At 36.6% G+C, this 11,913-nt stretch carries 9 protein-coding genes and 1 riboswitch; of the genes, 3 read left to right on the plus strand and 6 right to left on the minus strand.

Going from position 1 to position 11,913, the window contains the following annotated elements; all coding sequences use genetic code 11:
• Positions 1–33: 33 nt before the first annotated feature.
• The gene (locus ACZDYH_RS07150) at positions 34–1,296 is read left to right on the plus strand and encodes an MDR family MFS transporter (protein ID WP_434713563.1); all 1,263 of its coding nucleotides are present in this window, start codon (positions 34–36) and stop codon (positions 1,294–1,296) included.
• Between the two features lie 51 nt (positions 1,297–1,347).
• Here the strand turns inward: ACZDYH_RS07150 and ACZDYH_RS07155 are convergent, their stop codons facing one another.
• From ACZDYH_RS07155 to ACZDYH_RS07175, 5 genes are all read right to left on the minus strand, one after another.
• Complete coding sequence (locus ACZDYH_RS07155; RefSeq protein WP_001063863.1) at positions 1,348–1,551, minus strand: hypothetical protein; 204 nt, start codon at positions 1,549–1,551, stop codon at positions 1,348–1,350.
• Positions 1,552–1,862: 311 nt separating this feature from the next.
• Entirely contained in the window at positions 1,863–2,378 is a 516-nt protein-coding gene (locus ACZDYH_RS07160; RefSeq protein ID WP_006917041.1) for a type 1 glutamine amidotransferase domain-containing protein, read from the minus strand.
• 18 nt (positions 2,379–2,396) lie between these two features.
• Positions 2,397–4,394 carry a catalase gene (locus ACZDYH_RS07165; RefSeq protein WP_006917040.1) on the minus strand — a complete coding sequence of 666 codons (1,998 nt, stop codon included), beginning with the start codon at positions 4,392–4,394 and terminating at the stop codon, positions 2,397–2,399.
• Between the two features lie 274 nt (positions 4,395–4,668).
• A complete protein-coding gene (locus ACZDYH_RS07170; RefSeq protein WP_434713566.1) occupies positions 4,669–5,868 on the minus strand; it encodes an ABC transporter permease in 1,200 nt (399 codons plus the stop codon).
• A gap of 60 nt (positions 5,869–5,928) precedes the next feature.
• On the minus strand, positions 5,929–7,353 hold the full coding sequence (locus ACZDYH_RS07175; RefSeq protein WP_001186301.1) for an amino acid permease: 1,425 nt from the start codon (positions 7,351–7,353) through the stop codon (positions 5,929–5,931).
• A 147-nt stretch (positions 7,354–7,500) separates the two neighbouring features.
• Positions 7,501–7,682: riboswitch (Lysine riboswitch) on the minus strand.
• Positions 7,683–7,883: 201 nt separating this feature from the next.
• Between ACZDYH_RS07175 and racE the strand changes: the two genes are divergently transcribed.
• Both racE and ACZDYH_RS07185 read left to right on the plus strand, forming a co-directional pair.
• Positions 7,884–8,714, plus strand: coding sequence for a glutamate racemase (gene racE, locus ACZDYH_RS07180; RefSeq protein WP_000109669.1), 831 nt, complete (start codon positions 7,884–7,886; stop codon positions 8,712–8,714).
• A 109-nt stretch (positions 8,715–8,823) separates the two neighbouring features.
• Entirely contained in the window at positions 8,824–9,909 is a 1,086-nt protein-coding gene (locus tag ACZDYH_RS07185; RefSeq protein ID WP_102956458.1) for a DUF3626 domain-containing protein, read from the plus strand.
• 79 nt (positions 9,910–9,988) lie between these two features.
• Here ACZDYH_RS07185 and gapN read toward each other — a convergent pair whose 3' ends face one another.
• Positions 9,989–11,428, minus strand: a complete 1,440-nt coding sequence (gene gapN, locus ACZDYH_RS07190; protein ID WP_474886012.1) for an NADP-dependent glyceraldehyde-3-phosphate dehydrogenase — start codon at positions 11,426–11,428, stop codon at positions 9,989–9,991.
• Between the last annotated feature and the right edge of the window lie 485 nt (positions 11,429–11,913).

Raw genomic sequence — 11,913 nt, forward strand, 5'->3', positions numbered from 1 at the left:
AGTAAAATAAGTAAGCATAAGGAGGGGGAAACAATGGGATTTGGGAGTATGCATCGAAATATAAAAATTAGAATTCTAACTTCGTTTTTAACACGTACTGTGTCCACGATGATTTTTCCATTTATGGCGATTTATTTTTCAATAAAGTTAGGTAGTGCGATTGCTGGTGCTTTACTACTCATTAATGTCGTAGCTTCATTAGTAATTGGTTTATACGGTGGATATGTTGGAGACCGGCTTGGGCGTAAAAAGGTTATGATTATCGGTCAAAGTATACAAGTCATTTCCATTGCTTGTATGGGAGTTGCGAATTCGGATTATGTAGATTCACCGTGGTTAACATTTATCTTTATGCTAGTGAATAGTTTAGGATCTGGACTTATGAATCCTGCGACAGAGGCGATGTTAATTGATGTGAGTACACCTGAAAATCGAAAAGTAATGTATAGCATTAATTATTGGGCTATTAATTTATCCATTGCGATTGGAGCAATATTTGGTGGGTTACTATTTGAAAACTATAGATTGCAATTGTTTATCGTATTAACGCTTGTTGCAATTATTACTTTATATGTGATGGCTGTGTATATGGAAGAAGTGTATGTAGCACGAAAAACGGTGGAGAAGAAAAATGTATTAAAAGGTATGGCAGATAGTTATAAAGTCGTGATGAAAGATAAAGCATTTTTAATTTTTTGTGCAGCGAGTATATGTACATTGTCTTTAGAGTTTCAAATTAATAATTATTTAGGTGTTCGCTTGCAGAAGGAATTTGAAACGGTACACTTTTTATTCGGGAATGGTATTACGTTTGATTTAACAGGGATTCGCATGCTGAGCTGGATTTCTGCAGAGAATACAATTTTAGTTGTGTTATGTTCAGCACTTCTTATTAAAATGCTGAAAAGCTTCAACGATTTGAAAATCTTATATGTAGGTTTATTCATTTATACAATTGGATTTACAATACTCGGAACGAGCAATAGCTTATGGATTTTATTAATTGCAGGGCTTTTCCAAACGGTAGGTGAGATGATGTATGTGCCAGTGCGTCAATCTATTATGGCAGATATGGTGCCAAATGAGGCAAGAGGTTCTTATATGGCGATTAACGGAATGGTCTTTCAAGTGGCAAAAATGAACGGGGCATTAGGTGTTATGCTAGGTTCATTTATTGCATCTTGGGGCATGAGTGCTCTGTACTTTATCGTTGGTATGAGCAGTATTTTTCTATTTATGAAGGCGATAGGGAAAGAGAAGTATGAGGATGAGAGAAATGTTTCTCAAATTGGATGAAACTATATAAAAGCGAACCAGCTATACTGGGATTCGCTTTTTATATAATTTTTAGAACGGATCAACTTCAGCTAAATTTGGAGTGGTATTCGGCTGTAGCAAAAGATTTTTTAATGTGCCTACTTCAGAAAGCGCTACTAATATGTAGCCACTAATCAGTACAATTAGCCCAATAACGCGTAACGTTTGTAAGCTCACTTCATTATTATTTGTTTCCGTTGGATTTGGGGGCGTTGAAGGTGGATTGTTATTCATAAATAAGGCTCCCATCTTTTGTATTTATATATGTGCGAAATCATTATTTAACTTATGGATAGGAATTATATAGTCATTTTCACTATATGAGAACTGCCTATGAAAAGTGATAAGGAATTTTTGGGCGAGAAAAGGGGGGAATCCAAAAGATTATTAAAACTGAACTTTTGGATTCCCCTCTTTTTATTTATCTTGCTATTTGTGGTGGTCGGATTGCCTGTAAACGACCAGTTGGTGAGGGCTAATTAATCAGTAGGGGATGAATAAAACCCCAATGATTAACTATTTTCATGTAAATAAAAGGAGGTTAGTTATCCTAATATACGCAACGATTCTTCAATAAACGCTGGGATGTCCTCTGGCTGTCTACTTGTTACTAGCTGATTTTGACATACGACAACCTCTTTGTCATGAAAGTTCCCGCCGGCATTTTTCAAATCGACTTCAATAGATTTATATCCAGTGACATCACGTCCTTCAAGTGTTTGTGCAGTGATGAGTAGCTGAGGTCCGTGACAAATAGCGAAAACAGGTTTTTCCGCATCCATAAATGCTTTACTAAAGCGAACAAAACGTTCATCTGCACGAAGTATATCTGGAGAAAATCCACCCGGTATGAAGAGGGCATCAAAGTTCTCTGGAGAAACATCATCAATACTTTTATCAATCACGACTTCACTTTTTCCTTGCTTACCGTGTACTGTTTTCCCTTTTTCCATTTCAATAGTTGTTAATTCATATCCCTTTTGTTTAAAAGCTTCTACTGGCTCTGTGTATTCTGTATCCTCGAAATAATCCGTTATTACAATAGCAATTTTTTTACTCATTCTAATCCGCTCCTTATATTATCGGTTCCAGAATCTTCCTTGGGCAATGCCTTCTATAAATGATTCAATTGAAGTGTTTGTTAAGTTGTAAACTCCTGCTCCATCCAGTTTAATCTTACTATGGTCCAAAGCATGAGGATTACTAAGGACATGAGCTATCGGTTTAAAATGTTTAAAAGTAGTTTCTGCAAATTCTAAAACAGGGGGTTGAATGACAGACTCACTACTAAACACTAATACTGCATCAAAAAGGGAGGAGTCTGTTGTTGTATAAGTATCAGTTACTTTAATGGAATCATTGAACTGATAAATTTTATTATCTATGATGCTATAGTTAATTCGGTGTTGTACAAAAGCTTGAATCCATTCGGACAGAAGTGAGACGCTTGGGTCACCATTTAATAGAATTGCAACATTTTTGGAATCAGATTTAAAAATAGTATTGGACATACTTAGTGCAGGTGATTTTGCATCTGAATTTACTTCGTGATTTTCCTTAGGTAAAGGAGCTCCAATAATGTTAGCGACTTCTTGTGCTAATTGACGATCGACGTGGTTTAGGAGAGCAATTACATTTGCCTTCACCATGTCTGATTTACACTTCCCAACTTCAAAGCAAAAAGCTTCTTTTATGTGCTGCTTTTCAATAGGGCTCATACTATTGTAGAAAAGTTTAGCCTGAGAATAAAAGTTAAGAAAGCTTTTACTGCGACCTCTAATTTTATGCCCATCAATCTTTTCTTGATAATGTTCATATCCTCCTTGTTCGGCTTGGACGGTTGCAGGTTGATTGTTATTTAATCCATTAGGATGATAGCTTGTTTGACCGCGATGAATCTGCATTTGATGCATACCATCACGTTGATTATTATGAAAAGGACATACGGGCTGATTGATAGGGATTTGATGGAAATTAGGGCCCCCTAAACGAGATAATTGTGTATCTGTATAGGAGAATAATCTTCCTTGCAGAAGAGGGTCATTTGAAAAATCAATACCTGGTACGACATGACCAGGGTGAAAAGCTACCTGCTCTGTTTCAGCAAAGAAGTTATCAACATTTTTGTTCAATGTCATTTTACCAACTAATTTTACGGGAACTTCTTCTTCTGGCCATAATTTCGTTGGATCTAAAATATCAAAATCAAATTTATGTTCATCTTCTTCTGGAATTAATTGTAATCCAAGCTCCCATTCAGGATAATCCCCTTTTTCAATTGCTTCGTATAAATCTTGACGATGAAAATCAGGATTTTTCCCAGCAATCCTTTGAGCTTCATCCCATACTAATGAATGAACCCCGAGGGTAGGTTTCCAGTGAAACTTTACGAAATGGGCTTTTCCTGCTGCGTTAATGAGTCGAAATGTGTGAACTCCAAAACCTTCCATCATTCGTAAACTACGCGGAATAGCTCGGTCGCTCATTTGCCACATGACCATATGAGTGGACTCAGGATTATGCGCAACAAAGTCCCAAAAGGTATCATGAGCGCTAGCTCCTTGAGGAATATCATTATGTGGTTCTGGTTTAACTGCATGGACAAAATCAGGAAATTTAATAGCATCTTGGATAAAGAATACTGGCATATTATTACCCACTAAATCATAGTTTCCTTCATCTGTATAAAATTTTGTGGCGAATCCGCGTACATCTCTTACTGTGTCGTTGGATCCTTTAGAACCTTGAACGGTTGAGAACCGTACAAATACAGGTGTTTTCTTTGAAGGATTAGTAAGAAAATCTGCTTTCGTATATGTTTCTAAAGATTTATAAAGCTGAAAATAACCATGAGCGCCAACCCCGCGTGCATGAACAATCCTTTCGGGAATTCGTTCGTGATCAAAATGGGTCATTTTCTCGCGAAAGTGGAAATCCTCCATTAAGGTTGGGCCTCTTAAGCCCATCTTTAAAGAAAATTCATCTTCAGCTATTTTTACTCCTTGGTTTGTTGTTAAAGCATGTTTGCATTGATTGTCAGTAACGTGATGCTTCAATTGTTCCGTTTTTTTATTCACAATATAGGCCCCTCCTTTACTTTGTTAATTTAATAGATACCCTTTTTATTAGTATGTAAACATGTATTATGATTTTTGTATGTAAAAATCATAATTAACCCCTAAAACATCAAGGGGAAGAAAGGGAGTTTGTATAGCACTCTATGCTTAAGAAAAACAGGAGTAACATACCTAAAGTTTTTAATTAAGTATGAACGATAGGTTTAACATTAAAAAATAAAAAAGCCAAGGAGAAAATTTATTTTCTCCTTGGCTTTTAAGATAATTCTTTTCGTTAAAATGCGGAAATTCTTTGCTTCGTTTTTGGTACAATAATAAATTTGATCCAGAGTAACCCGACAATCATAATGATAAGGCTATGTAAAAATTGACCTGTAGCAATGAGTATAACAATTGAAAATACAATGAGTTGAATACTTGGCAATATAAAGATTAAGCGAAGAAATTGCTTCATCCTTTCTTCAGTATGGGTTGGATATAATGCTACAATAATATTTCCCGAAAAATATTTCCATAGTGAACGAAGCTGCATAGAGATCATATATAAAACGATGTAAGCGATAGCGCCTTTTACGTATATATTTGGTATGAAATATAAGGCGAAAGCACCGATTAATCCTAAGCGAATATATATACCGAAATAATCATTTCCACGTAAAAATGCTAGTGTATGTAAGTAGAAGAAAGTTGCTCGTTTTTTATGTAATAAAGGTTCAATCCAATTTGTAAGCCATTTTCTTTTATTTACTTGTTTATTCAGTTGCGGAACATCTGTGAAAATGCTAGCAAATTGATAAAAACGAACGTTCATTTTTTCTTCTTGCTTGATTATGTAATCCCACGGTATTCGTTTTGTAGGCTGTTTTTTCGTATATAGAAGTAGGAAAGCAAGTAGTAAGAGTAGTCCGCCCAATATGAGAACATTTGCGGAATAAAACAGCATGTAAATGATTAGGGCGTTACAAGTAATACAAATGATTAGCCATATATTTTTTTCGTGACTATCACGCCACATCCAATGTATGTACATGTTCCAGGCTTTCGTAATCATTAACACGATAAAGATTGTACATAAAAAAGGTACCGTTAATTGTAATGATTGCATAGCAAGTGGAACGAGAATAAGGAACGTAAATAACAATGGGAAAAGCTGAATGATGTAATTGTATAGAAGAGATTTTTTGAAATAAGATGTTAATTTCTCTTCTAGTGCTAGTAAATAGACAGCATCAGGTTTTTGAATAAATGTACGGATAGGGCATCTCGTTATAATGAATGTAAGTACAATCGTTATAATTATTAAAGATATTCCTTTAGAAGGAGATGCTTTTAGAAACTGAGCATAATAATATGCACCAACGCATGAAATAAAGATAAAGCTATATAGTAAACCGTTAATCATACGTGCAAAGTATGTAATGATATTTTGAATATGTTGTTGGAAGCGACTGCTCCATAGCGATTCGATTGACATGTTTTTCACCTCTTTGTTCTATTATATATGTTTTACAAAAGAAAAAACGAGCAAATTGCGTTATGCAACTTGCCCGTTTTTCTTTTCGTTATTTTTTTTCTGATCACGATTCATTAATGGATAGAAAGCAAATCCGATTACGAATAAACCAATTCCGAGAAGGAACGTTTTTATATCGGATGCGCCCGTTTTAATAACCCATAGTGCGTAGCAAAGTGCGATAACTGCGACTATGCCATCTGTAATTCTTGCCCGCATTTCATTTTTATATGTTTCACCAGTTGCGACTAGTTTTAACTGGAAGATTGGTGAAACGAGATATGGAATGAGGTAGGCCAGTGTTGATACGGTAATAACGAATGTATAAGCTTCCGCAATGGTTCCTGATAATGTTGAGAATAGGAATACTTGCGACATAATGTTTGTTAATCGTAATGAGTAAATTGGACTTCCTTTTTTATTTGTTTTCGTGAAGAAGGAAGGGAAGAAACCTTCTTTTGCTGCTTGATAAGGTACTTCTGAGCTTAATAAAATCCAGCCTAAGATAGAACCGAACAGGGAAGTAAGAGCAAGTAATGCCATCAGTTTCCCGCCGCCGTGCCCCATTGCAGCGTTTAGTGCATCTGCTAATGGACGTTCAGAAGCTTGTAATTTATCAACATGAAGTACACCCATTGTTAAAATTGTGATTCCTAAGTAGATGGCAACTGTAATAAGTAATCCCGCAACTGTTGCGCGTTTTACCGTTTTTGGAGAAACAGCACGGTTTGATAAAAGAACAGCTGATTCAATTCCGATAAACGCCCAAAGTGTTGTAAGAGCAGCTAAATTCACTTGTGAAAGAAGACCGTGTGATGCCCCTGATTTATCAATCATCGGTGTATACCATTGTCCAAATTTAGAAGCTTCGAATGCAAATAACGTAACGACGATGAATAAAAGGAATCCAGTTACTTTCGTTGTTGTTGCTAAGAAGTTTAGTTTTCCAGCTCCGCTTACACCGTTTGTTAATATAATATGAGTTCCCCAAAGTAAGATGGAACAAATCGTAAATGTAATTAGTTTTCCGACTTCTACGTTAAACGAACCGATTGAAAATAGTAGTCGCGTATCTTTCATAATTGGGAAGAAGAGTGATAAATATCCCGCAAATGATGTAATGATGGCAACGTTACTTGCCCAGTTTGCAACCCAATATCCCCATACCATACTGAAGCCAGCCATTTTTTTCTTTTTTGGTGTTGAGAATAAAGCATATGCATGACTTTGTGGCCCTGTCGTTAAATCAGGACGACGAATTGCTAAATTACCGAAAACAAGAGCTAGCATTAAAACACCAAACCCTGTAGTTAACCAAGCTAAAGTGACACCGAGTGGGCTTGCTGTTTGTGCCAACGTACTTGGCACCATGAAAATACCAGCGCCAACCATGTTACCGACAACGAAAGCTGTTAGTACCCAAAAGCCCCATTTTTTTTGTTGCATAGAAAATACCTCCAAAGTTAGTATAACCAAGTCAAGCGAGGAGATATGTATGTCTTCCTGAGTCAGGAAGAGAAGTCCCAAACAAAACAAAAAAAGCACGTAATTTGCCGCTACATGCTTTCTATCTTATAAGAAACCCACGACATACCTCTCGATAGCTCTCCACAAACGAAACGTTTGTGACAGTTCTGCACTTATTAAATGCAGACCCAGCAAGCGTGCATGGTGGACACGACTTACTTCGGCAACCATTCCTTTCTCATTCCTTCATCAATGCCACTACATCTCCTGAAATGATACTCTTAATGATTGCAACCTCTACCTCACCGAGATACGAATGAGGATTTAAATATTAAATTAACGTCTTTAAGAGTAACAAATGTATTTTTATACGTCAATGGATATAGTAATAATCAGATTATAGAGAAGAGTTTGTGATTAAAAGTAAGAGGGATTGTTATGTGATATTTGAATTTTCGTAATATAATACATGTTATTAGCGCTAGATGATTGAAAAGGGGATGAAGTAAATGTCTGTATGTCATAAACATTCAGTAATAGGTGTGCTAGATTCGGGAGTTGGAGGATTAACAGTTGCGAGCGAAATTATAAGACAATTGCCTAAAGAAAGCATTTATTATATTGGTGATAATAAGCGTTGTCCGTATGGGCCAAGAAGTGTAGAGGAGGTGCAATCTTTCGTATTTGAAATGGTTGAGTTCCTCAAACAGTTTCCATTAAAAGCGCTAGTCGTAGCATGTAATACTGCTGCAGCTGCTGCATTGAATGCGCTGCAAGAAGCACTTTCCATTCCAGTTATTGGCGTTATACATCCAGGAGCAAGAGCGGCAATTAAAGTTACAAAGAAAGGGGAAATCGGGGTAATTGGAACTGTAGGTACGATAAAATCTAATATGTATGAAAAAGCATTACACGAGCTGGATACATATTTGGAAGTGCATAGCTATGCTTGCCCGACTTTAGCCACAGTTGTAGAAAATCAATTAGAAGATACAGCATATGTCACGCAGCAAGTGAAACAAGCTTTACTTCCATTAACGAAAGAAGATATAGATACGTTAATTCTTGGATGTACGCATTATCCACTTTTAGAGTCCTATATAAAAAAGGAACTAGGAGAAGACATAACGATTATTAGTTCTGCAGAAGAAACAGCGATAGAGTTAAGTACCATTTTACAGCACAAAGGAATTTTGTCTGACAATCTGAATCCGAAGCATCGCTTTTTTACAACGGGATCTGTTTTATCATTTGAACATATCGCTGAGCGATGGCTAGGGTATCAAATTTCTGTAGAATGTGTACATTTGCCTATGAAAAATGCGTGTATACATAATTAAGATTTAGTAAATTACTTTTTTAATAAATGAGGTTCGTTTCATAAGAAGGAAAGAATAAGCTTTTAATTGAAGTGTTTAAGGGCAGTTCAATTAAAGGGGAGATTGGATTATGGAATTATTAAGATCTCAATTATTTGCTTTAGAGTATATTTCAAAATATGCAGAGAACGAAAAACGTGGGGCTAAAGCAACGATTAATCATATACTTAAAATGTCTAATATTACAGATGAAATATTTGAAGAAGCTGTCGCTAATTTAAAATCTCATGCAAGGATTGCTTTACACTTTCATCCAGACAGACTAGATTCGAATATGAAAAGTGTTGCTGAAGCACTGTTTGAGCAAGGAGTATATAAAAGTCAGTTTGAAACATTGCTATCTAATGGAAGCGTATCTGCTTACCCTGGTGGTGAACGTGACCTTTGGGAAAAAAGAATATTTGGAGGAGCATATCAATTAGAAGGCGTAACAAATAATCAACGGCCAAAATATGGAGCGCTAAATTTAATGTTACATCCAGATGGGCCGGCTCCGCGTTTTGGTTCCTGTTATTTTCTCTTATCTCCAAAAGTTTCTTCGCGCTCTACATATACGTATTTAGATTCGCATCAAGATCCGAAAGAAAAGGGGACTTATGAGGAGTTTGATATGATTTTAGCTGCTCTTTTGGAAGAGACATTTGTAAGAGATTTTGCAATTGGTGAAGGAAATTTGACTCCAACAATATTAATTAATCATTTACTGGCTAACCTGAAAAGGCCGTTTATAGATGTAGTAAGCAAAGAGCCAGCCCGTAATCTTAATCATTATATTGAAGCGCAGATTCATGGAGAGATTTCTCTTAAAGAAGACGTGGAGGTGCTTGTTGCAGATCCTTCATTTAAGGGTACGGATGTAGGAAGAGTTTTAGAAGAAATTTGCCTGAAGTATGCGATTGATTTGTATTGGCACATCGGTTTTGTACTTGCGGTAGACGAAGTTCCGATGGATTTTAGAGGTTCAAAAATGCCATCTTTAGCAAGACGTATTGCACGGAATCATTGCATCGATGCAAATATAATTGGCTCTGCTGTAGTGGATTTGAAACGCAATCCATTATCTTGGAGTGATCGTGGAACTTATGAAGAAGTGCTTCAGGAATTAAAATTATTATGGCATGTTTTAGTTCGATTTGGAAAATCAAATCGGAAGTAGAACGAAATACTCCGTTTTTCGGAAGTATTTATATAGAAAAGAAGCTGATCTAAAAATAGATCAGCTTCTTTTTATAAGATTAAACTAAGTTTAATACAGTTACTTTTTCACGTGTCATAGACTCAAGGCTCTTACGAATACCTTGTGCGCCCATACCTGAACCTTTTACACCGATGAATGGGAAGTGGTCAGGGCCGCGCTCTGTGCGTCCGTTAATTTGTACAGAACCAGTTTCGATTTTGTTAGCAATTGCAAATGCTTTGTTAATGTCTTTAGTGAAGACACTTGCTTGCAGACCGAACTCTGATTTGTTAGCAATTTCAATTGCTTGTTCATCTGAAGAAACACGGATGATTGGAAGGATTGGGCCGAATGGCTCTTCCCAAGCAACTTTCATCTCTTCTGTTACGTGATCGATTAATGTTGGGTAAATTAAGTTACGCTCACGTTTGTTACCGATAACGATTGTAGCACCTTTTTCTACAGCGTCGTCAACTAAACCTTGAACGAAGTCAGCAGACTTGTCGTCGATTAATGGAACGATTGTGCTATCTTGTTCTGGAGATCCAACTGATAGTTCAGCTACTTGCGCTTTTAATAAGCTAACAAGCTCGTCCGCTACGTTTTCGTGTACAAGTACACGTTTAATAGCTGTACAACGTTGACCAGAGTAAGAGAATGCACCGCTTACGATATGGTTTGCAGCATCTTGTAAGTCAGCATCTTCACGAACGATACCAGGATCTTTACCACCAAGTTCTAATACAAGTGGAATCATTGAAGCTTTTTTCGCTAAATGTTTACCTGTGTTTGTACCACCTGTGAACGATACCATATTGATGCCTTCGTGCTCTACTAAGTAGTCACCAATTACAGAACCGCGTCCTGTAGCTACGTTTACAAGACCTTTTGGAAGGCCAGCTTTATGAAGTGCTTCAACCATTTTAATACCACTAATTGCACCTTGAGTTGCTGGTTTGAAAATAACAGCGTTACCCATAATTAATGCTGGTGCAAGTTTTGCAGCAGATAAGTTTACTGGGTAGTTAAATGGTGCGATTGCTAATACAACACCAAGTGGTGCGCGTTGGATAATCGCAAGCTTAGATGTTGTACCGCCCGGGAAGCTATCGCCCATCATGCTTTCTCCGTGCATATGTAAAGCTTCTTCGATCGTGTAACGAATGAAGTCAGCTGTACGAACAACTTCTTTCTTCGCATCTTTATATCCTTTACCGACTTCTTTCATAATGATATCGGCAATTTCATCCTGCATATTTACGAGCTCATCAGCCCATTTATATAAGTATTTTGCGCGATCCTGTAGGGAAGCTTCGGCCCATGATTTTTGAGCTTCTTTTGCAGATGCAATTGCTTCATCTACTTCTCCGCGAGTAATTGCTTGTACTTGTCCAATTACTTCGTGTAAGTATGGAGATGGAATTTCGATTGTTTCTCCTGAAGAGCTTTCTCTCCATTCTCCGTTTAAATAAAATTTGTACGTATTGCTAGTTGTCATGATTAGTCCTCCTAAAATAGCAACTTGTAAGAGTGAGTATAAGGTGATTGTAGGGGGTTTGATAACATTTTTCAAATGAAATGTTTGTGAAAACGATTTCTTATTCTTTTTTTATTTTGTATGCCCTTTCTTACAGAACATTCCCTTATTTCAAAATGGTGTATCATATATTTTTATTTAAAGTGTGAAAAAATAATTGACAGAATACTCAATAAAGTTGTAAGATTATAAATGGAAAATAAATGAAAGGGGTGTGCGTAATGATTGTAATCGTAAATGTAATGGGCTTAGCTCTGTTAAATGGCAGAAAACATTCATATCATTACGCAACCCGTACGGATATATAGGGCATCTTTGTCTTATAAGAAGCGTACGTTGCGTATATCGTAACGTACGCTTTTATGCATTCCTGTGCATATCGTCAAGCGGCGGTATGCTTTTTTTTGTTTATTTTCCCTTGTTTAGTTCCGATAAAAAACTTTGGA

The sequence above is a fragment of the Bacillus sp. EB V-12 genome (assembly GCF_056158125.1).